The organism is Pseudomonas sp. NPDC089547, assembly GCF_050280665.1.
In the GTDB taxonomy this organism is placed as follows: domain Bacteria; phylum Pseudomonadota; class Gammaproteobacteria; order Pseudomonadales; family Pseudomonadaceae; genus Aquipseudomonas.
On the sequence record NZ_JBNNVS010000012.1, the window covers coordinates 1 to 24,483 of the forward strand.

The window sequence follows — 24,483 nt, forward strand, 5'->3', positions numbered from 1 at the left end:
CTGGTCGGTCTGCATCACCTGGCGTGCCTGGGCCTTGTCTTCGAGGAATTCGAGGATCGAGGTCGGCACGCGGAACAACCTGATTGTAGTGGATCGAGAAACCGTGGGAGAAGGCCAGGGTAGCGCCTTTCTTGATGTTCGGCTCGATTTCGTTCTTGTACAGAGCACCCTGGAACTCGTCCGGGGTCAGGATCATGACCAGGTCAGCCGCAGCGACAGCGGTAGCAACGTCGGCAACTTTCAGGCCGTGGGCTTCAGCCTTGGCAACGGTAGCCGAACCTTTACGCAGACCGACGGTAACGTCTACACCGGAGTCTTTCAGGTTGCACGCCTGAGCGTGGCCCTGGGAGCCGTAACCGATGATGGCGACTTTCTTGCCCTGGATGATGGAAAGGTCGCAGTCTTTATCGTAGAAAACTTTCATGAAAATACCCCTGGTTATATCTCGGCCCCTGCGGAGCCATCGCTAATTTTTGAATTTAGATGCTGAGCACTTTGTCGCCACGGGCAATGCCGGTAACGCCGCTGCGCACGGTTTCGAGAATCGATGCAGTGCCGATTGCCTGGATGAAGCTGTCCAGTTTGTCGCTGGTACCGCTCAGTTGTACGGTGTACACGCTGGCGGTCACGTCGACGATCTGGCCACGGAAGATATCCGTGGTGCGCTTGATCTCGGCGCGCTGGGCACCGGTGGCCTTGACCTTGACCAGCATCAGTTCACGCTCGATGTGAGCGCTTTCCGACAGGTCGACAAGCTTGACCACTTCGACCAGCTTGTTCAGGTTCTTGGTGATCTGTTCGATCACTTCGTCATGGCCAACGGTGGTCAGCGTCAGACGCGACAGGGTCGGGTCTTCGGTCGGCGCCACGGTCAGGCTTTCAATGTTGTAGTTGCGCTGGGAGAACAGGCCGACCACGCGGGACAGAGCACCTGGTTCGTTTTCCAGCAGCAGGGAAATGATGTGCCGCATATCAGGTACGCTCCGTCTTGCTCAGCCACATGTCACGCATCGAGCCATCCTTGATCTGCATCGGATAGACGTGCTCACTGCGGTCAACCGCGATGTCGATGAACACCAGGCGGTCCTTCATCGCAAACGCTTCTTCCAGCTTCGGCTTGAGGTCCTTCAGGCTGGTGATGCGGATACCCACATGACCATAGGCCTCGGCCAGCTTGATGAAGTCAGGCAGCGATTCGACGTACGAATGCGAGTGACGACCGTTGTAGGCCATGTCCTGCCACTGGCGGACCATGCCCAACACACCGTTGTTCAGGTTGACGATCTTCACCGGCAGGCCGTACTGCATGCAGGTGGACAGCTCCTGGATGTTCATCTGGATGCTGCCTTCGCCGGTCACGCAGGCTACGTCCTGGTCCGGGAAGTTGAGCTTGACGCCCATCGCCGCCGGGAAGCCGAAGCCCATGGTGCCCAGGCCACCGGAGTTGATCCAGCGGTTCGGCTTGTTGAAGCGGTAGTACTGCGCCGCGAACATCTGGTGCTGGCCCACGTCGGAGGTGACGAAGGCGTCGCCATTGGTCACTTCGCACAGGGTCTCGATGACTTTCTGCGGCTTGATGACGTTGCCGTCGCCCTTGTCGTAAGGGAACAACTCGCCATTGCCACGCCATTCGTTGATCTGCTTCCACCAGGCATCCAGCGCAACCTTGTCAGGTTGCTCGCCGATTTCCTTGAGGATGCCGAGCATTTCGTTGAGCACGCTGTCGACCGGGCCTACGATCGGCACGTCAGCCTTGATCATCTTGGAAATCGACGCCGGGTCGATGTCGACATGAATGATCTTGGCGTTCGGGCAGAACTTGGCCGGGCCATTGACCACGCGGTCATCGAAACGCGCACCAACGGCGAAGATCACGTCGGCATTGTGCATGGCCATGTTGGCGGTATAGCTGCCGTGCATGCCGAGCATGCCGAGGAACTGCGGGTCGGTCCCCGGGAAGCCGCCCAGACCCATCAGGGTGTTGGTGACTGGCAGGTTCAGCGACTTGGCAATTTCGGTCAGGGGTTCGGAGCCACCGCCGAGGATCACGCCACCACCGGCGTAGACGATCGGGCGCTTGGCTGCCAGCAGCATCTCGGCAGCTTTGCGGATCTGGCCGGAGTGGCCGCGGACCGCCGGGCTGTAGGAGCGCAGCTTGACCTTTTTCGGGTAGACGTATTCGAACTTCTCAGCCGGGTTGGTCATGTCTTTTGGAATGTCGACCACGACTGGACCTGGGCGACCGGATTGCGCCAGGTAGAACGCTTTTTTCAGAACTTCCGGGATCTCTGTCGGGTTCTTGATCATGAAGCTGTGCTTCACGATCGGCCGCGAGATACCGATCATGTCGGTTTCCTGGAAGGCATCGGTACCCACCATGGTGCTAGGCACCTGGCCGGACAGGATGACCATCGGAATCGAATCCATGTAGGCGGTGGCAATGCCGGTAATGGCATTGGTCGCGCCCGGGCCGGAGGTCACCAGCACCACACCGGCCTTGCCGGTGGCGCGGGCGTAGCCGTCCGCCATATGGGTTGCCGCCTGCTCGTGACGTACCAGGATGTGTTCCACTTCCGGTTCTTTGAACAGGGCGTCGTAAACATGCAGGAGAGCACCACCAGGGTACCCGTAGATGTGCTTAACGCCTTCGTCACGCAAGAAGCGGACGACCATCTCAGCGCCAGATAAAAGCTCCACGTTGTTCACCTCTAAAACGCCAGAATACCGTCCCTAGTGGACGGGTCTTAATAGGTTTACTGCCAAGCAGAGCATGAGCGAAAACGTCAGCACTGACTGAGCAAGTATTGGGAGCGCCCCAGAGTGTTGCGGGGTTTTCCCACCCAGCGCGAGGTAACGCGTTGCGGGGTGTAACAGGTCGGTGCGGGTGTGCACCTCATGATCTGCTTAGCGGGTCTGCTTCTGGCAGTCCCTCTACAGCGGAAGTTGGATTCTTGTGATTCGGCGGCCACAAGTCAAGAAAAATTATTGCCAATATTTCCCCAAGATGAATTCCTGCCACCACTAAAAATCGCTTCAGCAGCAGAAACAATAAGATTTCCATAAAAAAGGGCCACAATCTGCGGCCCTTGAAGGAAAAACTGAAGAAATCAGGCGGAAGGAGCGATCAATTGGTCAAAAGCTGCCAACAGGCGGCGCAGCTCGCGACTTTGCTCCGGCCGGTCGGTAAACACGGTTTCGGCCATGACCAGGATGCTGGAGGCATTGGGCAACGGATGGCCCAGCTCGATGATGATCTTCATGCGTGGCAGGAAGATCCATTGCAGCCACTGCTCGAAACTGAGGCTATCGACCGCGAACGGCACTGTGCTGGCCAGTGCTTCGTCGCTGGGTGGCTCGTCATCCCACCAGCCTTGCACCTGCAGCTCACGTTCGATCAGCAGCAGGTGGTCGGCGATATCCAGAATGCGTTGTTCGATCATCACGAATTGACCCGTGCCTTTTGCCGGGCAAGGGCTGCGCCTGCGCTGTCACCCTGCTTTTCTCGGGCCTGGGCAATGGTATTCCACAGCTCGGCCTGCAGGCTCGGGCGGCCATTGGCGTAAGTCAGGGCACGACGCGCCAGCTGCTCGGCCTGCGCCGGGTCACCTTGCGACAGGCGTACCTGGGCCAGGCGATACAGCACTTGCGGCTCGCGCGGGGCAATGCGCTGGGCACGCTCCAGGCTCGAAGCGGCGCCATTGAAGTCACCACTGCCCTGCTGGGTCTGCGCGGTGGTCAAAAGTGCCAGCACCGGCCCGTCCAGTTGCTCGTCGGCCGACAGGCCACCGGCGGCGCTGCGCGGAATACCGGTCGGCGCGCTGGTGCTTTGCGGCGCACTGTTCATCGACGCGATGTCGAACGGTTCGTCGGCGATCGGGTTGGGGTTTGTAGTCATCGGCGCCGAAGTTACCGGGCCGGTGGTAATTGGCCCTGGCGTAATTGGCGACGTACTGATGGGGGCTGCACCATTGGCCGCCGGGAACGTCTGGATGCCTGATGCCCCAGCGCCCTGCGGAATCATCACGGTGACGCCGGAGTCTTCTGGCAAGGACTGCGCCTGGGCAGTCCCGTTGTTCATGCCTGCGACCGGGGCACGTGTTTGCACACGCTCGCTGTTGGAAACACGGGTGCTCGAATCGACCACCGGAATATTGCCACGCGGAACGCTGGAGCACCCCTGGAGCACAGCCAACGCCGTCACGGCAGGAAACAGCCACTTGTTCACGTCACACCTCATCAATGCAGCCTGTGCTTAATTCATCCAGCCCTTGACCCAGTCCATGACCGATTCAGCTGGATCCTGCTCGCCGCCACAGGTTGCGCCGGCGGGCGGTTCACTGCCGCGAATATACGGCATCTGCACCGCTCCCGGACAGCTGCCATCAGACCCATGGCCAGTGTAGGGGTCGATCCAGGCCTGGACTACGTTGTCAGGTTGCGGCATGTCCAGCGGCAGCGGATCGGCCTTCTTCATGAAGCTGGTCCACACCTGCAAGGCCCCGGTGGCACCGGTAAATGGCGTTTTGCCGTTATCGTCACGGCCCATCCACACCACGGCCAGCAGGTCCTGGCTGAAGCCGGAGAACCAGCTGTCGCGCGAGTCGTTACTGGTACCGGTCTTGCCGGCCAGGGTCAGCGAGCGCGGCAGGGTGTTGTACACCGAGCGCCCGGTACCTTCACGCATTACCCGTTGCATGGCGTTCTGCACCAGGTAGATGGCGCCCGGGTCGAAGGTTTGCTGGATCTGGAACGGGTAGCGCTTGAGCGGCTCGCCCTCGGCGGTGAGCACGCTGCGAATACCGCGCATCGGCGTGTTGAAACCGCCATTGGCGATGGTCTGGTACATGGTAGCGACCTGCATCGGCGACATGCCACCGGCACCCAGCAACATGGCCGGGAAGGCTGGCCAGTCGACATTGACCCCCAGTCGACCAATGGTCTTGATCACATTGGGCACACCCACTTCCAGGCCGAGCTTGGCGGTCGACAAGTTGTACGAGTTGGCCAGGCCCTGGTACAGGTAGATGGTGCCATGGGGGCGACGGTCGTAGTTTTGCGGGCGCCAGACCTGGCCGTCGGCCCCTTTGACCGAGAACGGCTCGTCCTGCACCCAGCTGGTCAGGGTGTACTTGCTCGGCTGTTCCAGCGCCGTCAGGTACACCGAAGGCTTGACCAGCGAGCCAATCGGCCGCACAGCGTCGATGGCCCGGTTGAAGCCGGCAAAACCTGCCTGGCGGCTGCCGATAAGCGCCTGCACTTCACCGGTTTCCGGGTTGGTCACGACCATTGCCGACTCCACCTCGTCAGCGCCCTTGCGCCCGGCCAGGCGCTTGAAGGTCTCGCTCATCGAGGTTTCGGCCTTCATCTGCAGGATCGGGTCGAAGCTGGTGAAGATGCGCAGCCCTTCTTCGGTCAAGTCCTCGTCGCGGTAGTCCTGGCGCAGCTGACGCTTGACCAGGTCGAGGAACGCCGGGAACGAGCTGTCGGCCAGGCTGCCACGCTTGGTGACGCCCAGCGGCATCTTCTTCGCTGCATCAACTTCTGCCTGGCTGGCCACACCCTGCTCGGCCACCAGGTCGAGTACCAGGTTGCGACGCGCCAGGGCGCGATCAGGGTAACGCCGCGGGTTGTAGTAGGACGGCCCCTTGACCATGCCCACCAGCAAGGCGATCTGGTGCAGTTTCAGCTCGGACAGCGGCTGGCTGAAGAAGAACTGGCTAGCCAGGCCAAAGCCATGTACGGCACGCTGGCCATCCTGGCCTACGAACACCTCATTGAGGTAGGCCTCAAGGATTTCACGCTTGTCGTAGTGCAACTCGAGCAGCATGGCCATCATCGCCTCGGTCAGCTTGCGGCTGAGGCTGCGTTCGCTACTGAGGTAGAAGTTCTTCACCAACTGCTGGGTCAGGGTACTGCCGCCCTGGCGCATCGAACCGGAAGAAGTGTTGACCCACATTGCCCGGGCGATGGACTTGGGCGACACACCATGGTGGCTGTAGAAATCGCGGTCTTCAGTCGCCACCAGGGTTTCGAGCAGGTACTTGGGCACCTGGTCGATCTTGATCAGGATGCGGTCTTCGAGGTTTTTCGGGTAGATACCGCCGATCATCAGCGGCTCCAGGCGCACCACGTCGAGTGCCTTGCCGTTGGCGCCGGCAAGGCCCGCCACGTAATCACCCGAGAAACGCACGCGCACGAATTGCGCCGGCTCCATGCCCTCATAGAACTGGAAACCACGGGTGTTCAGGTCGACGGTATTGCCGTTGACTGCCGCCGCACCCGGCCCGTTGGCCGCGCTTTCACGCCGGTAACCGAGCGCATCGAGTTCGGTGAGGAAGTCGTTCTTGCTCAGTTTCTGGCCGGTGAACAGCTCCAGCGGACGGGCATACACCTTGGCAGGGATGGTCCAGCGCTTGCCGGAGAACTTCTCCTGGACAACGGCATCGAGGTAAACCGCGAAGCCGGCAACGATCACCAGGCCTACCAGGCTGAGCTTCAAAGCCCAGCCCAGCCAGGCGCGGGAGCGGCCGGTCGGGCGTTTCTGAGGGGTACGGGGATTTCGGGTTCGGGTCATGGCGGCGGATTATACGCACTTTATAAAGGCTGGGCAGACGGCCCGGCGGTAGGCAGGGACGGCACCATTGACCATAATGGCGCACTCGAATTCCCTGCCCCGGATGGATTTCCCGTGAGCCAAGCCCTTATCACTGCGTTGCAGAACCCAGCCCTCTACCCTCACCCCGTGGATGGGTTCCAGCTCATCGAGACGCATATCTCCTGGGTACTGCTCACCGGCGAGTACGCCTACAAGATCAAGAAACCGATGAACTTCGGCTTCCTCGACTTCACCAGCCTGGACCAGCGCCAGCATTTCTGTAACGAAGAGTTGCGCCTGAACCAGCGCATGACCGATGACCTGTACCTTGAAGTACTACCGGTTACCGGTAGCATCGATGCGCCGCAGATCGGTGGCGAAGGCGAGGCTATCGAATACGCGCTGAAAATGCGCCAGTTCCCTCAGGGGCAGATGCTCAGCACCCTGCAGGCCAACGGCGAACTGAATGCCGCGCACATCGACCAGATGGCCCGGCAAATCGCCGAGTTCCACCTGCAGACCCCCAAGGTACCTGCCGAGCAGCCCTACGGTTCGCCTGAAAGCGTCATGGCCCCGGTCGAGCAGAACTTCGAGCAGATCCGCCCGTTCCTCAGCGACAAGGCTGACCTGCAGCAACTGGACAACCTGCAGGCCTGGGCACGGAGCAGTTTCGAGCGGCTGCAAGGCCTGTTCGCCTCGCGCAAGGCCAATGGCTTCACCCGCGAGTGCCATGGCGACATCCATCTGGGCAACGCCACCCTGATCAATGGCCAGGTGGTGATCTTCGACTGCATCGAGTTCAACGAACCGTTCCGCAAGACCGATGTCTGGGCCGACACCGGCTTCCTCGCCATGGACCTGGAAGATCGCGGCCTCAAGTGCCTGGCACGGCGCTTCATCAGCCAGTACCTGGAGCTGACCGGCGATTACGAAGGCCTGGAAGTGCTCAACTTCTACAAGGCCTATCGCGCCCTGGTACGCGCCAAGGTTGCGCTGTTCAGCATGCCGGCCAACGCCGATGGCGTTCAACGGGCCACCACCCTGCGCACCTACCGCAACTACGCCAACCTGGCAGAAAGCTACAGCGCCATTCCTTCGCGCCTGCTGGCCATCACCCATGGCGTCTCGGCTGTGGGCAAGAGCCATGTAGCGATGCGCCTGGTGGAGGCCCTGGGCGCCATTCGCGTGCGCTCCGATGTCGAGCGCAAGCGCCTGTTCGGCGAACAGCCGCAGGCTGAAGCCGGCCAGCTGAGCAGCGGTATCTACGACCAGAACGCCAATGCAGCGACCTACCAGCGCCTGCACGAAGTGGCAGCTACGGTGCTGCGTGCCGGCTTCCCGGTGGTGCTTGATGCCACCTACCTGAAGCGTGAGCAGCGCCAGGCTGCGGCAGATGTTGCCAGCCAGACAGGGGTGCCGTTCCTGATCCTTGACTGCCATGCACCGGATGCGGTGATTGCAAGCTGGCTGGAACAGCGCCAGGCAGAGAACAGCGACCCGTCGGATGCCACACTGGAAGTGGTCAAGGCCCAGCAGGCCAGCCGTGAGCCGCTGGATGCGCAGGAGCGGGTGCAAAGCACCCAGGTCGATACCCAGACCGCCGGCAGCATGGACCAGGTGATCGAGCAGATTCGCCAGCGCTTGCCTGGGCTGTAAGCTCGCAGTGTGCCTGTGCCGGCCCTGTCGCCGGCACAGGCTACTGACTAAAGGCAGCTCATCGCCCCGATGGCAAAAGGCCGCGCATTTCCCAACCCCCGCTACACTCTTCTCTGACCTGCTCGCGATTTATCCCCCAGACCCGTTCAGCCATCGCAAGGAGGCTAGATGAACGATGAATTGCAGCACCTGAAGAACCTTGGCAAGACCTCTGCGCAGTGGCTGCATGCTGCCGGCATCCACAGTGCATCGGATCTGCGTCGCCTGGGTGCGGTGGGTGCATACCAGGCCGTGAAGACTCGAGGGTTCCGCGCATCCAAGGTGCTGTTGTATGCCATTGAAGGCGCCCTGCTGGACATGCACTGGAACGATTTGCCGCTCGAACGCAAAGAAGCGCTCAACCAACAACTGGACGCGAAAAGCCCTGCGCAAAAAAATCCAAAATAATCGTGGAAAAGGGATTGACGGCTAAATGAGAATTGTTATGATTATCACAACTAGTCGCGAGACTGGTTGGATAAACTAAGAGCCCCTGGTTCGGACTCTCAGATTATCTCCTCATCAGGCTAATCACGGTTATTGACCCGGCATTTTGCCGGGTCTTTTTTTGCCTGTAGGTTTTGTGCCGCCTTGCCCGGCCATGCCAGCGCTCACGTTACTGACGAAACTGCGCGCAATAATCCTGCTCCGGCATCGCCGCCGTGTACCACACGTAATCAGCCTCGCCTGGTTCAACCTGTTCGCCCACCTCGGCAAGCAGCAGCACCTTGCTCTCCCCCGATGCGCCCAGGTCAGCCAGATGCAACGGCACGCCCAGGTCCTTGCGCGCGTGATAAGCCCCAGCAAACAGTAACGCCGGCTGCGGTGCTGCCAGCAAGCGCTCGGCCATGCGCCGGTCGCGCTGTTGCTGCACGGCCAGCATCGCCGGCAACTGGCTTTCAGGCAGCATCCCGCAATGCCCGGCGCGCACCTGCTCCAGCAAGGCAGCCTTTACCGCCGGTGCATTGGACTTGTCGCCCTTTAACGAAGCTGGCTGCCGATAGGCCTGGCGCATTTCGCCAGGCGACAGGTTGGCCGCCAGCAGGGGCACTCGCTGCTGCAAGGCTTCACGCACGATCGGCCCGTACAGCTGCCAATCCCAACCCTCCTGCCAGGCCAGCGCCTTGGGCAAGTCTGCCGGCACGGGCCGCCCCTCAACCTTGTCGACCAGCGGTTGCTGCTCGGGCTGGAGCATTTCCAGCAAGAGGCTGCCTTGCGCACGCTGCCCCTGCAAAGCGCGCAGCAGCCACAGTTGCAGCGCATGATGGTCCGGGTTGTCGTGCTTTTCGCCCACCAGTACCCGGGGCGCGCCTGCCAGGCGCTGCACGAGTTGTTCAGGGCTGATCACCTGCCCGCTGGCTAAGTCGATAACGTGCCCCAACTCGGCATGCGTGCGCCCCTCACTGCTCTGCCAGGGGGGCAACGGCGGCAGGCTGGCCTGGCAGCCACCCAGCGCCAGCAGCAGGCAAAGCGAGAAACCGAAAAGCAGCGGATGACGCATTGGCAGTACCTCCATGTCATTCACACATTTGCCTGGCCTGCACCGATCCCCCAGGTTCAAAGTGAACCCGAAGCCAGTGCAGTACCTGTGGGAGCGGGCGTGCCCGCGAAGCAGGCAACGCGGTGGATGGCACCGGCTTTGCCGGTGTTCGCGGGCAAGTCGGATCGCCGCACCGCCGCTCCCACAGGGATTCGCGCCAGCTTTTAGAAATTGAGCAAGACAGTTGCTCCCACAAGCACCACGCAATATGCATCTCAGCGGGCGATGATCAGCGGATGCCCACGCTCCGGGTGCGCCTGCACCAGCACATCGATCCCGTATACCGCCTTCAACGCCGCCGGTGTCAGCACCGCCTCGGGCGAGGCAAACGCATGGCAGCGGCCCTGCTCCAGCAAAAGGATTCGATCACAGTAGCGCGCTGCCAGATTCAGGTCATGCAGAATCACCAGCACTGCGGCGCCACGGTCAGCGAAGCGGCGCACCGATTCCAGGGTAGTGTGCTGGTGCAGTGGGTCGAGCATCGAGGTCGGCTCGTCGAGCAGCAGCGTACAACCCTCCTCGCCAGGCCATAGCTGCGCCAGCACGCGGGCCAGGTGCACCCGCTGTCGCTCACCACCGGACAACGCCAGGTAACTGCGCTCCACCAGGTGCCAGGCATCCGCCGCCTGCAACGCTGCTTCGACAATTTCCGCATCGCGCCGCTGCCCGGTGCCATGGGGCATGCGGCCCATGCTCACCACTTCCTCGACCCGGAACGAGAAACCCAGGCTGGACACCTGTGGCAGTACCGCCAGGCGCTTGGCCCGCTCCTGTCCAGGCCAATCGGTCAAGGGCCGCCCTTGTAGCGTCACCCGCCCACGGTCGGGCGCCAGTTCGCCACACAACACACTCAGCAGGCTGCTCTTGCCGGCACCATTGGGGCCCAGCACACCCACCACCTGCCCAGGGTTCAGCTGCAAGTGAATGTCGTGCAGCACCTCATTGCTTCCCCGCCGCAGGTGCAGGCCTTCCACTTGCAACATCAGCTGCGCCCTCGTATCAGCAGGAACAGAAAGAACGGCGCACCGATAAAGGCCGTGACAATACCAATCGGCAACTCGGCAGGCGCCAGCAGCAGCCGCGCCGCCAGGTCGGCGAACAGCATCAGCACGCCCCCCGCCAGTAGCGATGCGGGTAGCACCACACGATGATCAGGCCCGGCCAGCAAGCGCACCAGGTGCGGCACCACCAGGCCGATAAAACCGATCAGCCCCGCAGCAGCCACTGCCGCCCCCACGCCCAGTGCCGTGCAAAACACCAGTTCGCGCTTGAGCCGCTCCACATCAACCCCGAGGTGACGCGCCTCCGACTCACCCAGCAACAAGGCATTCAGCGCCTTGGCCCGGCGCGGCAGCCACACCGCCACGCCTGTCGCCACCAACAGCAAAGGCCATAGCCGCTCATAGCTGGCGCCATTCAGGCTGCCAAGGTTCCAGAAGGTCAGGGTGCGCAGGGTGGCATCGTCGGCGAGGTAAGAGAACAGCCCCACGGCCGCACCACCCAGCGCGGTCATGGCCACGCCTGCCAACAGCATCGTCGCCACATTGGTCTGCCCATCGCGCCGCCCCAGGCGGTAGACCAGCGCAGTTACCCCAAGCCCCCCGGCAAAAGCGCAAAACGACAGCAGGTAGGGCGCAAAAGCATCCGGCATGCCGCCAAACCAGGCTCCACCGACAATGGCAACCGCTGCACCCACAGCTGCCCCGGCGGCAACCCCCACCAGCCCTGGGTCGGCCAGCGGGTTGCGAAACAGCCCCTGCATGGCCACCCCGGACAGCGCCAGCACCGCGCCCACTGCCAGCCCCAGCAGGGTACGCGGCAGGCGAATCTGGCCAAGGATCATCTCGGCCTGCTGCAGGCCGTCAGCCGCAATCGGCAGCCCCAGCAGGCGCAGGCCGGCACGCAGGGTATCGAACAGCGGCAGGCTGACCGGCCCCAGCGCCAACGACAACCACACCGCCAACAGGCACAACAGGCTCAGGCAAATGAACAACGTACGTGGCTGGACCCGCTGCTTCATTGCGCGAAGCTGGCCTTGGCTGCCGGGTAGAAGCTGGCTGCCAGCGATGCCAATGTCACCGGCAGGCGTGGCCCAAGCCCGCCGACCAACAGCGTCGGGTCAAGCGATACCAGGCGTTTCTCGCGCACGGCGCGCGACGCCGCCAGTGCGGGGTTTTCTTTCAGCAGCGCCTGCAAGGCCTGCTCATCGGCCAGCGCCCGGTCAGAAAACACGATCACATCCGGGTCCAGCGCCGCCAAGGCTTCATTGGAGAAGTTCTTGTAGCCCTGATGCTCTGCCAGGTTGTGCCCACCTGCCTGTCCCAACAGCCAGTCACCTGCCGTGCCCTGGCCAGCGATCAGCGGCTTGGCCCCGGCATGCCCAACCAGCAGTAGCACCCCAGGTGCCTTTTGCCCGGCCTGAGCCTGCTTGACCTTGGCCTGCAACGCCTCGATTTGCTGGTGGTAACCCGCCGCCAACGCCGAAGCTTGCTGCTCTGCGCCAAGCAACTGCCCCAGCTGCTTGAGGTTTTCATCCACCGCCGCCAGCTCGGCCTTGCTGGAGAACAACTCGACCCGCACACCCGCCTTGCGAATTTGCGCCAGCACCGGCGGCGGGCCCATCTCCTCGGTTCCCACCAGTACATCCGGGCGCAGGCTGAGGATGCCTTCAGCCGACAACTGCCGCTGGTATCCCACACTAGGCAGTGATTTCAACGATGCCGGGTGCTGGCTGGTGGTATCCACGCCAACCAGCCGTGCTTCACCGCCCAGGGCGGTTATCCACTCACTCAATGCGCCGCCGGCGCTGACCCAGCGTTGCGGCAGCTCGGCCGCCAGGGCCTGGGTAGAGAGCACAAGGCTTGCGCACAGGGCGAGCAAGGCGACAGGACGGCGCATCATCGGGTTCCTTCTGAAGGCGGACCGCGCGCCTTGTGGCGGGCGGCAGAACTGCGCACCATAGGTAGCCGGGCGCAGCGAATGCGGGCAATTTGATAATTATTCGCATTGACGCGTCAAGCCACTATCTGTTTCATGAGTCGTTCTTGCCATGCACTTCCTTTGTACCTCCCACGGCCTGGCCGAAGGCCAAAGCCGCGCCTTCAGCGTAGACGGCGTCGAACTGTTCGGCGTGCGCCGCCAAGGCCAGGTGTTCCTCTACCGCAACCATTGCCCACACCGCGGCATCGCGCTGAACTGGGCGCAAGATGCGTTTCTCGATGACAGCGCCAGCCTCATCCATTGCGCCCACCATGGCGCGCTGTTCCTGATTGAGAATGGCGAGTGCGTGTCGGGGCCCTGCGAGGGTGAACAACTGCAAGCCCTGGGCTGTCACGAAGACAGCCAAGGCATCTGGCTCACGGCGTGAGCAACACTGGCAGGCGGCGATCAATCACGATGCCTTGTGCATCCAGGCGGGCGCCGTATGCCAGCACCTCCACCCCATCCGCCACCGCAGCACGCAGGGCTTGGGCGTAGCCCGCGTCGATTTCCTCGGCCGGGCGCACGGCGTCGACACCGGTCAGGTTCACACAATACAGCTGCACCGCCCGTATGCCCTGCCGGGCCAGTTTGGCCAGCTCGCGCAGGTGCTTCGCCCCGCGTTGGGTCACTGCATCGGGAAAAGCCGCGACCGGGCTGTCGGGGTAGCCCAGGGTCACGCTTTTGACCTCGACATAGGCCGGCACCCCGTCAAACTCCAGGCGAAAGTCGATCCGGCTGCCTTCCTCGCCGTAGGCCACTTCACGCTTGAGCACAGTGAAACCGGCCAGTTCGGCAATGGCACCTGCCCGCAGCGCCTCTTCAACCAACGCATTGGCCCGCCCGGTATTCACACAGGCCAGCCTACCCTGCGGGGTTTCACTGATCTCCCAGGTACCTGGCAGCTTGCGCTTGGGATCGTTGGAGCGGCTGAACCACACCTGCCCGCCTTCACGCATGCAGTTGAGCATGGAGCCGGTGTTCGGGCAGTGGATGGTCAACTGTTCGCCACTGGGCAGTTCGATATCCGCCAGAAACCGTTTGTAGCGGCGCAGCAGGCGCGCCTGTTCGAGTGGGGGATAGAATTGCATCAGCCTTGCCAGCTCCGCAGGCCACGGGCAATTCGCTGTACCGCTTCCTCCAGGCGCGGCAGGCTCTGGGTGTAGGCAAAGCGCACATGGTGCCCGGCCAGGTGACGGCCAAAGTCCAGCCCCGGCGTAAAGGCCAGGTGCTCGGTTTCCAGGAAGTGTCGGCAGAAGGCGAACGCGTCACCGCCAAAGGCGCTGATATCGGCATACAGGTAGAACGCCCCTTGCGGCTCCACGGCAATGCGGAAGCCCAAGTCACGCAGGGCGGGCAACAGGTAGTCGCGGCGACGGGCAAACTCGGCGCGGCGCTCTTCGAAAATGGCCAGGGTTTCGGGTTGGAAGCACGCCAGCGCAGCATGCTGGGCCATGCTGGGCGCGCTGATGTACAGGTTTTGCGCCAGCTTTTCCAGGTCAGCCACTGCGCCAGGGGGTGCCACCAACCACCCGAGGCGCCAACCGGTCATGCCGAAATACTTGGAAAAACTATTCAGCACGAAGGCTGAGTCGTCGACTTCCAGCACGCTTGGCGCGTCCATGCCATACGTGAGGCCATGGTAGATCTCATCCACCACCAGGTGACCGTGTCGCTCATGGGTAGCGTTGGCAAGGCTGGCCAACTCATCTCGCCCCAGAACCGTACCGGTCGGGTTGGCCGGCGATGCGACCAAGGCGCCGACGGTGTCCTTGTCCCAGTAACGTTCAACCAGATCGGCGGTCAGCTGATAGTTCACGTCCGGCCCCACCGGCACCAGCTGAGCCCCGCCCTCGACCAGGCGCAGGAAGTGCCGGTTGCACGGGTAGCCCGGGTCGGCCAGCAGCCAGTGCTTGCCCGGGTCAACCAGCAGGCTGCTGGCCAGCAGCAGCGCGCCGGAGCCACCCGGGGTAATGAGAATGCGCTCCGGGTCGATACTCAGGCCATAGCGCTGACCGTAAAAGCCGGCAATGGCTTCGCGCAGGGCTGGCAGGCCACGTGCCGCGGTGTAACGGGTGTGACCAGCGGCCAGTGCGGCCTGGCCGGCCGCAACGATGGGCGCCGCCGTGGTGAAGTCCGGCTCACCGATTTCGAGGTGAATCACGTCGTGCCCGGCCGCCTGCAGCTCGTTGGCCCGGGCCAGCAGTGCCATGACGTGGAAGGGTTCGATGGCGCGGCTGCGCGCACTGTAGGGGTGGGCCATGACCTTCTCTCAATTGGGTCTAAACTGGAGATTCTACCTCTGCACGCCACCGAACGTGCGGCTCAGGCCGCTGTCAATTGCCAGTAACAGGCGGGGTAGCGCACCCCCGATCTATCTGGTAAGTTCGGCGGCTCGCAGTCGCAGGGCCGGCGGGTGCCGGAGATGGAGCAGCCTGCGCATTGGATCAGATGAGTGAGAGGCGGTCTATTCATGTCCACCGTAGAAAAGCAAAAAGCCCAGACCATGTACGGTGTCGAGCCCTACGTAGAAACCAAAGGTGAAGAGTACATGGGCGAGCCCATGAAAAAGCACTTCACCAAGCTTCTCGGCGCCTGGAAGCAAGAGCTGATGACCAGTGTGGACCGCACTGTGGACCACATGAAGGACGAAGCAGCCAACTTCCCCGACCCGGCCGACCGCGCCAGCCAGGAAGAAGAGTTCGCCCTTGAGCTGCGCAACCGCGACCGTGAGCGCAAGCTGATCAAGAAAATCGACAAGACCCTCGACAAGATCAAGGCCGACGAATACGGCTGGTGTGAGTCGTGCGGTATCGAAATCGGCCTGCGCCGCCTGGAAGCCCGTCCAACTGCGGACCTGTGCTTCGACTGCAAGGAAATTGCCGAGAAAAAGGAAAAAACGGTCGGCAAAGGCTGATCTTTCTTCCACCTGAACGGGGCGCTTTGTGCGCCCCGTTTCATTTATATGCCTAGCCTGACCATGACCGACTCCAGATACATCGGGCGTTTCGCCCCCACCCCCAGCGGCTTCCTGCACTTTGGCTCGCTGGTCGCCGCCCTGGCCTCCTGGCTTGATGCACGCGCTGTCGATGGCCGCTGGCTGCTGCGCATGGAAGACACCGACCCACCCAGGGAAATGCCCGGTGCCCGCGATGCGATCCTGCAGACCCTGGAGCGGTACGGGCTGGAGTGGGATGGCGAAGTCGTGTTCCAGAGCCAGCGGCACGACGCCTACGCTGCAGTAGTCGACCGTTTGTTCAATATGGGCCTGGCCTATGCCTGTACTTGCTCGCGCAAGCAGCTGGAAGGTTACAACGGCATCTACCCAGGCCTGTGCCGCAACGCGGGGCATGCCCGTGAAGGTGCGGCGATCCGCCTGCGCGTGCCAGAGCTGATCTACCGCTTTACCGACCGGGTGCAGGGTGATTACCAGCAACATCTGGGCCGCGAGGTGGGCGACTTCGTCATCCAGCGCCGCGATGGGCTGTATGCCTACCAGCTGGCGGTGGTGCTGGACGATGCCTGGCAAGGTGTTACCGACATCGTGCGCGGTGCCGACCTGCTCGACAACACCCCGCGCCAGCTGTACCTGCAAGAGCTGCTCGGCTTCTCGCAACCACGTTACCTGCATATACCGCTGATCGTGCAACCGGATGGGCACAAGCTGGGCAAGTCGTACCGCTCACCGCCATTGCAGGCAGAGCATGCCACGCCGCTGTTGCTGCGGGCCTTGCGGGCGCTGGGGCAGGAGGCTGACCCGGAGTTGCTGCTGGCAACACCGGCTGAAGTGTTGGCGGTAGCCCGCAAGCAGTGGCGGCCCGAGGCGATTGCGCAGCGGACCACGGTGCCAGAGGCTGATTTGCGCTAAGGCCCTGATCTGTCTGGCAAACGCGGTCCCTGTAGGAGCGGCCTTGTGTCGCGATGGGCTGCAAAGCAGCCCCGGCAATGTGTGCAGCGAAGCGGAAAGCCTGGGGCCGCTGCGCGCCCCATCGCGACACAAGGCCGCTCCTACAGGGATCGTGCAAGCTGAAAACCAAACGCCCAACCGAAAAATCAAAAGCCCAACAAATTCAAACCCTTGGCGAACACTGTGGATTCCCGCTAGCATCCCCCCCGCCATTTGCGCCAATAATAAGTCCAAGCCCGCAGCGCCCAACCATCGAGGCCAGCATGTACATCTATCGTTTGGTCCTGCTTCTGGTCGTGGGGATCTACTTGTTCTCCCCGGCCATCATGGACTGGTGGATCGAACCGACCGGAGCCTGGTACCGCCCCTACCTGCTCTGGCTGATCCTGATCGTCGTCACCTTTATCCTGCAGAGCCAACGAGATGCCGATGAGCTTTAGCCTGACCCAGATGATCCTGATCAGCGCCGGGTACCTCATGGTGCTGTTCGGCGTGGCCTGGATCAGCGAGCGGGGGTTGATCCCGCGTTCGATCATTCGCCACCCGCTCACCTACACCCTGTCGCTGGGCGTGTACGCCAGTGCCTGGGCCTTCTATGGTTCGGTGGGCCTGGCCTACCAGTACGGCTACGGCTTCCTTGCCTGTTACCTGGGGGTGTCCGGCGCATTCCTGCTGGCGCCGGTGCTGCTTTACCCGATCCTCAAGATCACTCGCACCTACCAGCTGTCATCGCTGGCCGACCTGCTGGCATTCCGTTTCCGCAGCACCTGGGCCGGCGCATTGACCACCATCATCATGCTGATCGGCGTGCTGCCTTTGCTGGCCCTGCAGATCCAGGCTGTCGCCGACTCGATCAGCATCCTCACTGGCGAGCCGGTCAAGGCCCGGGTGGCCTTCGCCTTCTGTACGCTGATCATCCTGTTCACCATCTTCTTCGGCTCGCGGCACATCGCCACGCGGGAGAAGCATGAAGGGCTGGTGTTCGCCATTGCCTTCGAGTCGGTGATCAAGCTGCTGGCGCTCGGCGGCATCGGCCTCTACGCCTTGTATGGCGTGTTCGGCGGCCCGCACGGGCTGGAAGTATGGCTGCTGCAGAACCAGACGGCCCTCGCGGCCTTGCACACCCCGCTGCAGGAGGGCCCATGGCGCACCCTGCTGCTGGTGTTCTTCGCATCGGCCATCGTCATGCCGCACATGTACCACATGGCCTTCACCGAAAACCTCAACCCGCGCTCACTGGTCAGCGCCAGCTGGGGCCTGCCGCTGTTCCTGCTGCTGATGAGCCTGGCCGTGCCGCTGGTGCTGTGGGCCGGCCTGCGCCTGGGCGCCAGCACCAACCCCGAGTACTTCACCCTGGGCCTGGGGATTGCCGCCAACAACGAGGCACTGGCACTGCTGGCCTACGTCGGCGGCCTGTCGGCCGCAAGCGGCCTGATCATCGTCACCACCCTGGCACTCTCGGGCATGGCCCTCAACCACCTGGTGCTACCGCTGTACCAGCCCCCGGCAGAGGGCAACATCTACCGCTGGCTGAAGTGGACCCGCCGTGCGCTGATCGTCGCCATCATTACCGCCGGTTTCATGTTCTACCTGACCCAGAACAACCACCAGAGCCTGGCCAACCTGGGCATCGTCGCCTTCGTCGCCACCCTGCAGTTCCTGCCCGGCGTGCTGTCGGTGCTGTACTGGCCCACCGCCAATCGCCGCGGCTTCATCGCCGGGCTGCTGGCCGGCACCCTGGTGTGGATGGTGACCATGCTGCTGCCGCTGCTGGGCAACCTGCAGGGTTTCTACATCCCGCTGCTGGACATGATCTATGTGCTGGACGACACCAGCTGGCACATGGCGGCCATTGCTTCGTTGGCGGCCAACGTGCTGCTGTTTACCCTGATCTCGCTGTTCACCAACGCCAGCAACGAAGAAGTCAGCGCAGCCGAGGCCTGTGCGGTGGATAACGTTCGCCGCCCGCAGCGCCGCGAGCTGCACGCCGCCTCGCCGCAGGAGTTTGCTACCCAGCTGGCCAAACCGCTGGGCGCCAAGGCCGCACAAAAGGAGGTGGAGCAGGCCCTGCGTGACCTGTACCTGCCGTTTGACGAGCGCCGCCCCTACGCCCTGCGCCGCCTGCGTGACCGCATCGAGGCCAACCTGTCGGGCCTGATGGGGCCGAGCGTGGCCCAGGACATGGTCGAGACCTTCCTGCCGTACAAGTCCGGTAACGAAAACTACGTGACCGAAGACATCCACTTCATCGAAAGCCGCCTGGAAGACTACCACTCGCGCCTGACCGGCCTGGCGGCCGAGCTCGATGCCCTGCGCCGCTACCACCGCCAGACCCTGCAAGAACTGCCCATGGGCGTGTGCTCACTGGCCAAGGATCAGGAAATCCTGATGTGGAACAAGGCCATGGAAGAGCTGACCGGCATCGCCGCCAAGCACGTGGTCGGCTCGCGCCTGGTTACCATCGGCGAGCCCTGGCGCGGCTTGCTGCAAGGCTTCATCAACGTGCCAGACGAGCACCTGCACAAGCAACGCCTGGCGCTGGACGGCCAACCGCGCTGGCTGAACCTGCACAAGGCAGCCATCGACGAGCCGCTGGCACCCGGTAACAGCGGCTTGGTACTGCTGGTGGAAGACCTCACCGAAACCCAGGCCCTGGAAGACAAGCTGGTGCATTCCGAACGCCTGGCCAGCATCGGCCGCCTGGCCGCCGGCGTGGCCCACGAAATCGGCAACCCGATCACCGGTATCGCCTGCCTGGCACAAAACCTGCGCGAGGAACGTGAAGGCGATGGCGAGATCATCGAGCTGTCCAGCCAGATCCTCGAACAGACCAAACGCGTGTCGCGCATCGTGCAGTCGCTGATGAGCTTCGCCCATGCCGGCGGCAGCCACCAGAACAGCGAGGAGCCGGTGTGCCTGGCCGAAGTGGCGCAGGACGCCATCGGTCTGCTGGCGTTGAACCGGCGCAATTTCGAAGTACAGTTCTTCAACCTCTGCGACCCGGACCACTGGGCCGAAGGGGATCCGCAACGCCTGGCCCAGGTGCTGATCAACCTGCTCTCCAACGCCCGTGATGCCTCGCCAGCCGGCAGCGCCGTGCGTGTGCGCAGCGAAGTGAGCGAGCACACCGTCGACCTTATCGTCGAGGACGAGGGCAGCGGGATACCGAAGAACATCATGGACCGCCTGTTCGAACCCTTCTTCACCACCAAGGACCCGGGCGAGGGAACCGGACTGGGGCTCGCTCTGGTCTATTCCATCGTGGAAGAGCATTATGGGCAAATCACCATCGACAGCCCGGCCGATATCGAACGGCAACGTGGCACCCGGATCCGCGTGACCCTGCCCCGGCATGTCGTAGCGACGTCCCCTGAAATTCGAGACCGTCGAGAGAATTGAATCAATGCCGCACATTCTGATCGTCGAAGACGAAACCATCATCCGCTCGGCCCTGCGCCGTCTGCTTGAGCGGAACCAGTACCAGGTCAGCGAAGCCGGCTCGGTGCAGGAAGCACAGGAACGCTTCAGCATTGCCACCTTCGACCTTATCGTCAGCGACCTGCGCCTGCCAGGCGCACCCGGCACCGAGCTGATCAAGCTCGGCCAGGGTACCCCGGTGCTGATAATGACCAGTTACGCCAGCCTGCGCTCGGCGGTGGACTCGATGAAAATGGGCGCGGTGGACTACATCGCCAAGCCCTTCGACCACGACGAGATGCTGCAGGCCGTGGCGCGTATCCTGCGCGACCGGCAGAACGCTCCCGCCGCCGCACCGGCTGCCGAGCCACGTGCCAGCAATGGCAAGGCGGCCCCTGCCGACAAAGGCAGCGCAGCAGCCGCCAATGGCGAAATCGGCATCATCGGCTCGTGCCCGCCGATGCAGGACATGTACAGCAAAATCCGCAAGGTCGCGCCCACGGACTCCAACGTGCTGATCCAGGGTGAGTCGGGCACCGGTAAAGAGCTGGTAGCCCGTGCCCTGCACAACCTGTCGCGCCGGGCCAAGGCACCGATGATCTCGGTGAACTGCGCAGCCATCCCCGAGACACTGATCGAGTCCGAATTGTTCGGTCACGAGAAAGGCGCTTTCACCGGGGCCAGCGCCGGGCGTGCGGGCCTGGTAGAAGCTGCCGACGGCGGCACACTGTTCCTCGACGAAATTGGCGAACTGCCACTGGAAGCGCAGGCTCGCCTGCTGCGCGTGCTGCAGGAAGGCGAGATTCGCCGGGTGGGCTCGGTGCAGTCGCAAAAGGTCGATGTGCGCCTGATCGCAGCAACCCACCGCGACCTGAAGAACCTGGCCAAGGCCGGCCAGTTCCGTGAAGACCTTTACTATCGCCTGCACGTCATCGCCCTGAAACTGCCCGCCCTGCGCGAGCGCGGCAGCGACGTCAACGAAATCGCCAGTGCCTTCCTCGCCCGCCAGAGCGCGCGCATCGGCCGCGACGACCTGCACTTCTCGGCTGAAGCCGAGCAGGCAATCCGTCACTACAGCTGGCCAGGTAACGTGCGTGAGCTGGAAAACGCTGTGGAGCGTGCGGTAATCCTCAGCGAGAGCGCAGAAATTTCTGCCGACCTGCTGGGCATCGACATCGAGCTGGGCGACCTGGAAGAGGACGAAATCCTCAACAATGCCCTGGTGGCAGCCAGTGCTGCCAATGCCAGCCACGAACCGACCGAGGACCTGTCGCTGGAGGACTACTTCCAGCACTTCGTGCTTGAACACCAGGACCACATGACCGAGACCGAACTGGCCCGCAAGCTCGGCGTCAGCCGCAAGTGCCTGTGGGAACGCCGCCAGCGCCTGGGCATCCCGCGGCGCAAGAGCAACGTTACCAGCGATAACTGATACGCCCGGGCGGGAGGTTCCTCCTGCCCCTTCTCTATTAGCCGTTCTGGCCTCTTCGCGGGCACGCCCGCTCCCACAGCAATTGCGAAAGCCTTGAAGGCAGTGAAATGCCTGTGGGAGCGGGCGCGCCCGCGAAGAGGCCGGCAAGGCCACCGCCCACACCCCAGGTAACACATCAGTTCCCGCAAAAATCTGTTACCCAACCTCTGGGCCGTAACAGTTCCCGAGGCGTACGGTAACGAAATTTCGACATTTTCGACCCTCGGCAAATCGCCAGAAGGCCGCAAACCCTTGAATTTACTGGGTTTGCAAAAGTTGGCACGGCACCTGCTATATGCTTAGTACAAAAACAATAACAAGCACTGCAACTCAGAATAAGAACAAGACGAAACGGCTCACGCACAATAAAAACAAGACGGCGGAGGCGCAGCTAACTGATTCTTTTGGAGAGGATGCGTGTTTGGGGCTTGCCCCACGACCAGGCAGAGAACAACAAAAACTGCACTAAAAAGCAGCGCCTGAACTGGTTGGATCATCTGATCAACGTGACATCAGCGGCCAAAGCAATCCGTTTGCTCTTAACCCCTGGATTGGGGGTCGTCCACAAGCTTCGAGATTTGTGGGCAGGGCACTCAACAAAAACAAAAAGCCCGGCAAAATAACAATAAGAGCACGCAACGACTTCTTGGGGAGCTTAGGCTCCCCTTGTCGTTTCTACCCTTCTGGCAGGCATCCTGCTACCCGCCTACACCATTCCTTGAGTAAATGCTAGAATCCCCGCCCATCATGCGGCCATTCTCCTATTCTTGGCCGAACATTCCTTCAAACAGTGCATCCCATGCTGAAGAAGCTGTTCCAGTCGTTCCGCCCGCCCGTACCGGGCCAGCACCATAGGCGCACCACGCCCGAGGTGATAAACAAGAGCCAGCACTCGCTGCAGCGCCACCAGTTCAGCCGCCATGCGGTAAACATCGTGGAGCGCCTGCAGAGCGCCGGCTACCAGGCTTACCTGGTCGGTGGCTGTGTCCGCGACCTGATGCTGGGCATCACGCCGAAAGATTTCGACGTCGCCACCAGCGCCACCCCCGAACAGGTCCGTGCCGAATTCCGCAACGCGCGCATCATTGGTCGCCGCTTCAAGCTGGTCCACGTGCATTTCGGCCGTGAGATCATCGAAGTCGCTACCTTCCGCGCGCCCCATTCCGAAGACGATCAGGGTGATACCCACCGTTCGTCGCACAATGCCAGTGGCCGCATCCTGCGGGACAACGTATACGGCACCCTGGAAGAAGACGCGCAACGCCGCGACTTCACCATCAATGCCCTGTACTACGACCCGGTCAGCGAGCGCATTCTCGATTACGCCAATGGCGTGCACGATGTGCGCAACCGCCTGCTGCGGTTGATCGGCGACCCGACCCACCGCTACCAGGAAGACCCGGTGCGCATGCTGCGTGCGGTGCGTTTTGCCGCCAAGCTCGACTTCGGCATCGAGAAGCACACGGTCCAGCCGATTCGCGAACTGGCCCCGCTGCTACGCGAGATTCCGCCTGCACGCCTGTTCGAGGAAAGCCTCAAGCTGTTCCTCTCTGGCCAAGGCGCCATCGCCTTCGAAATGCTGGTCGACCTGCAGCTGTTCGAGCCGTTGTTCCCGGCCAGCGCACACGCCCTGGACGAGCGCCCGACCTACACCCACACGCTGATCAGCCAGGCACTTAACAACACCGACCTGCGCGTGAAGCAGGGCAAACCGGTAACCCCGGCGTTCCTGTTCGCCGCACTGTTGTGGCCCGCCCTGCCATCGCGCGTGCTGCACCTGCAAAACCAGGGTGTACCGCCGATCCCGGCCATGAACGGTGCCGCTCACGACCTGATCGCCGAGCAATGTGCGCGCATTGCCATCCCCAAGCGCTTCACCCTGCCGATCCGCGAGATCTGGGACATGCAGGAGCGCCTGCCACGGCGCAGTGGCAAGCGCGCCGACCTGCTCCTGGACAACCCCCGCTTCCGCGCCGGTTACGACTTCCTGCTGCTGCGTGAAAGCGCCGGGGAAGAAACCGACGACCTCGGCCAGTGGTGGACTGACTACCAGGATGCCAACGACAGCGAACGCCGCGAGATGATTCGCGAGCTGGGCAGCCGTGATGAAGGCACCGGTGCCGGCCCGCGCAAACGCAAGCGCAGCGGTAGCAAACGCAAGCGCAGCGGCGACGAGGCGTTCGAGTGAAGACGCGCGCCTACGTCGGCCTGGGCAGCAACCTGGATGCACCTGCCGAGCAGCTGCGCAGTGCCTTGCAGGCGCTTGACCAGGTTGAAGGGACGCGCCTGGTGGCAGCCTCGGCCCTGTACACCAGCGACTCGCTGCTACCCGGCCAACCGCGCTACACCAACGCTGTTGCCGCCCTGGACACCGCACTGCCGCCACTGGCCCTGCTTGATGCGCTGCAGGCCATCGAGAACGGCCAGGGCCGCGTGCGCAAGGAGCGCTGGGGCCCGCGCACACTGGACCTGGACATCCTGCTGTTCGGCGACCACGTACTCGACGAGCCACGCCTGAAAGTGCCGCATTACCACATGCATGCCCGGCCCTTCGTGCTGTACCCGCTGGCCGAACTGGTACCGGACGATTTCCGCCTGGCCGATGGCCGCGCCCTGGCGCAGTTGCTCGACGACTGTCCATTCGTCGGCCTGGAACGCCTGTAAACCGGGCGTTTCAGCCCTGCACCCCGCCACGGTAACGCCAGTAACACCCTGATCGTAACAATGCGGTAACAGGGTGATTGACTTCCCCCACCTCGCTCACGACTATAGGCGTCCCGTGCGGCACCAAAGTGCCGCATACCCGTATTTAGGCCCGGACGGACCTGTGCCCGAACATCACGCGCGATGATGTGCCGCTCCGGAAGATGACTACACGC

The 24,483-nt window shown here is 62.6% G+C and carries 22 protein-coding genes; 10 read left to right on the plus strand and 12 right to left on the minus strand.

The window, feature by feature from the left end:
- From ACQKPZ_RS10870 to mrcB, 6 genes are all read right to left on the minus strand, one after another.
- Positions 1-424 (minus strand): NAD(P)-dependent oxidoreductase (locus ACQKPZ_RS10870; protein ID WP_427537693.1); only part of this gene is annotated, 424 nt, incomplete at its 3' end.
- Between the two features lie 55 nt (positions 425-479).
- Positions 480-971 carry an acetolactate synthase small subunit gene (ilvN, locus tag ACQKPZ_RS10875; protein WP_003250040.1) on the minus strand — a complete coding sequence of 164 codons (492 nt, stop codon included), beginning with the start codon at positions 969-971 and terminating at the stop codon, positions 480-482.
- Between the two features lies 1 nt (position 972).
- Positions 973-2,697 carry an acetolactate synthase 3 large subunit gene (locus ACQKPZ_RS10880; protein ID WP_427537696.1) on the minus strand — a complete coding sequence of 575 codons (1,725 nt, stop codon included), beginning with the start codon at positions 2,695-2,697 and terminating at the stop codon, positions 973-975.
- Positions 2,698-3,107: 410 nt separating this feature from the next.
- Positions 3,108-3,440 carry a YqcC family protein gene (locus ACQKPZ_RS10885; RefSeq protein WP_391136936.1) on the minus strand — a complete coding sequence of 111 codons (333 nt, stop codon included), beginning with the start codon at positions 3,438-3,440 and terminating at the stop codon, positions 3,108-3,110.
- Positions 3,440-4,237, minus strand: coding sequence for a tetratricopeptide repeat protein (locus tag ACQKPZ_RS10890; protein WP_427537699.1), 798 nt, complete (start codon positions 4,235-4,237; stop codon positions 3,440-3,442). The genes ACQKPZ_RS10885 and ACQKPZ_RS10890 overlap by 1 nt, the downstream gene beginning before the upstream one ends.
- Positions 4,238-4,252: 15 nt before the next feature.
- Positions 4,253-6,574, minus strand: coding sequence for a penicillin-binding protein 1B (gene mrcB, locus ACQKPZ_RS10895; protein ID WP_427537702.1), 2,322 nt, complete (start codon positions 6,572-6,574; stop codon positions 4,253-4,255).
- Positions 6,575-6,688: 114 nt separating this feature from the next.
- Here mrcB and ACQKPZ_RS10900 point away from each other — a divergent pair, with 114 nt between their 5' ends.
- Both ACQKPZ_RS10900 and ACQKPZ_RS10905 read left to right on the plus strand, forming a co-directional pair.
- Positions 6,689-8,251, plus strand: a complete 1,563-nt coding sequence (locus ACQKPZ_RS10900; RefSeq protein WP_391136927.1) for an AAA family ATPase — start codon at positions 6,689-6,691, stop codon at positions 8,249-8,251.
- A 168-nt stretch (positions 8,252-8,419) separates the two neighbouring features.
- Positions 8,420-8,698: a TfoX/Sxy family protein gene (locus ACQKPZ_RS10905; RefSeq protein ID WP_110746216.1), complete on the plus strand. Its 279-nt coding sequence runs from the start codon at positions 8,420-8,422 to the stop codon at positions 8,696-8,698.
- Positions 8,699-8,906: 208 nt separating this feature from the next.
- Here ACQKPZ_RS10905 and ACQKPZ_RS10910 read toward each other — a convergent pair whose 3' ends face one another.
- From ACQKPZ_RS10910 to ACQKPZ_RS10925, 4 genes are all read right to left on the minus strand, one after another.
- Entirely contained in the window at positions 8,907-9,791 is an 885-nt protein-coding gene (locus ACQKPZ_RS10910) for a ChaN family lipoprotein (protein WP_427537705.1), read from the minus strand.
- A gap of 254 nt (positions 9,792-10,045) precedes the next feature.
- Positions 10,046-10,813, minus strand: a complete 768-nt coding sequence (locus tag ACQKPZ_RS10915; RefSeq protein ID WP_427537708.1) for a heme ABC transporter ATP-binding protein — start codon at positions 10,811-10,813, stop codon at positions 10,046-10,048.
- Positions 10,813-11,796 carry a FecCD family ABC transporter permease gene (locus tag ACQKPZ_RS10920; protein WP_427537906.1) on the minus strand — a complete coding sequence of 328 codons (984 nt, stop codon included), beginning with the start codon at positions 11,794-11,796 and terminating at the stop codon, positions 10,813-10,815. Before ACQKPZ_RS10920 ends, ACQKPZ_RS10915 begins: the two co-directional genes overlap by 1 nt.
- A gap of 50 nt (positions 11,797-11,846) precedes the next feature.
- The gene (locus ACQKPZ_RS10925) at positions 11,847-12,731 is read right to left on the minus strand and encodes a heme/hemin ABC transporter substrate-binding protein (protein ID WP_403203954.1); all 885 of its coding nucleotides are present in this window, start codon (positions 12,729-12,731) and stop codon (positions 11,847-11,849) included.
- Between the two features lie 148 nt (positions 12,732-12,879).
- On the opposite strand from ACQKPZ_RS10925, the gene ACQKPZ_RS10930 reads away from it, so the two are divergent.
- Positions 12,880-13,197, plus strand: coding sequence for a Rieske (2Fe-2S) protein (locus tag ACQKPZ_RS10930; protein ID WP_427537711.1), 318 nt, complete (start codon positions 12,880-12,882; stop codon positions 13,195-13,197).
- Here ACQKPZ_RS10930 and sfsA read toward each other — a convergent pair.
- Together sfsA and ACQKPZ_RS10940 are read right to left on the minus strand one after the other, a co-directional pair.
- Positions 13,187-13,900, minus strand: coding sequence for a DNA/RNA nuclease SfsA (gene sfsA / locus ACQKPZ_RS10935; protein ID WP_427537714.1), 714 nt, complete (start codon positions 13,898-13,900; stop codon positions 13,187-13,189). The two genes, ACQKPZ_RS10930 and sfsA, sit on opposite strands and share 11 nt — an antisense overlap.
- Positions 13,900-15,072, minus strand: a complete 1,173-nt coding sequence (locus ACQKPZ_RS10940) for a pyridoxal phosphate-dependent aminotransferase (protein WP_427537717.1) — start codon at positions 15,070-15,072, stop codon at positions 13,900-13,902. Before ACQKPZ_RS10940 ends, sfsA begins: the two co-directional genes overlap by 1 nt.
- Positions 15,073-15,282: 210 nt before the next feature.
- Between ACQKPZ_RS10940 and dksA the strand changes: the two genes are divergently transcribed.
- The 7 genes from dksA to folK all read left to right on the plus strand — a co-directional run bounded on the left by dksA (position 15,283) and on the right by folK (position 24,268).
- A complete protein-coding gene (dksA, locus tag ACQKPZ_RS10945) occupies positions 15,283-15,726 on the plus strand; it encodes an RNA polymerase-binding protein DksA (protein ID WP_012274224.1) in 444 nt (147 codons plus the stop codon).
- A 63-nt stretch (positions 15,727-15,789) separates the two neighbouring features.
- Positions 15,790-16,677, plus strand: coding sequence for a tRNA glutamyl-Q(34) synthetase GluQRS (gene gluQRS, locus ACQKPZ_RS10950; protein WP_427537720.1), 888 nt, complete (start codon positions 15,790-15,792; stop codon positions 16,675-16,677).
- A 302-nt stretch (positions 16,678-16,979) separates the two neighbouring features.
- Positions 16,980-17,156 carry a hypothetical protein gene (locus ACQKPZ_RS10955; RefSeq protein ID WP_003250005.1) on the plus strand — a complete coding sequence of 59 codons (177 nt, stop codon included), beginning with the start codon at positions 16,980-16,982 and terminating at the stop codon, positions 17,154-17,156.
- On the plus strand, positions 17,140-20,115 hold the full coding sequence (locus ACQKPZ_RS10960) for a sensor histidine kinase (protein WP_391136900.1): 2,976 nt from the start codon (positions 17,140-17,142) through the stop codon (positions 20,113-20,115). The genes ACQKPZ_RS10955 and ACQKPZ_RS10960 overlap by 17 nt, the downstream gene beginning before the upstream one ends.
- 4 nt (positions 20,116-20,119) lie before the next feature.
- Positions 20,120-21,565, plus strand: coding sequence for a sigma-54-dependent transcriptional regulator (locus ACQKPZ_RS10965; RefSeq protein WP_391136897.1), 1,446 nt, complete (start codon positions 20,120-20,122; stop codon positions 21,563-21,565).
- An 838-nt stretch (positions 21,566-22,403) separates the two neighbouring features.
- Positions 22,404-23,792 carry a polynucleotide adenylyltransferase PcnB gene (locus ACQKPZ_RS10970; RefSeq protein WP_427537723.1) on the plus strand — a complete coding sequence of 463 codons (1,389 nt, stop codon included), beginning with the start codon at positions 22,404-22,406 and terminating at the stop codon, positions 23,790-23,792.
- A complete protein-coding gene (folK, locus tag ACQKPZ_RS10975) occupies positions 23,789-24,268 on the plus strand; it encodes a 2-amino-4-hydroxy-6-hydroxymethyldihydropteridine diphosphokinase (protein ID WP_427537725.1) in 480 nt (159 codons plus the stop codon). The genes ACQKPZ_RS10970 and folK overlap by 4 nt, the downstream gene beginning before the upstream one ends.
- The last annotated feature ends 215 nt before the right edge of the window (positions 24,269-24,483 follow it).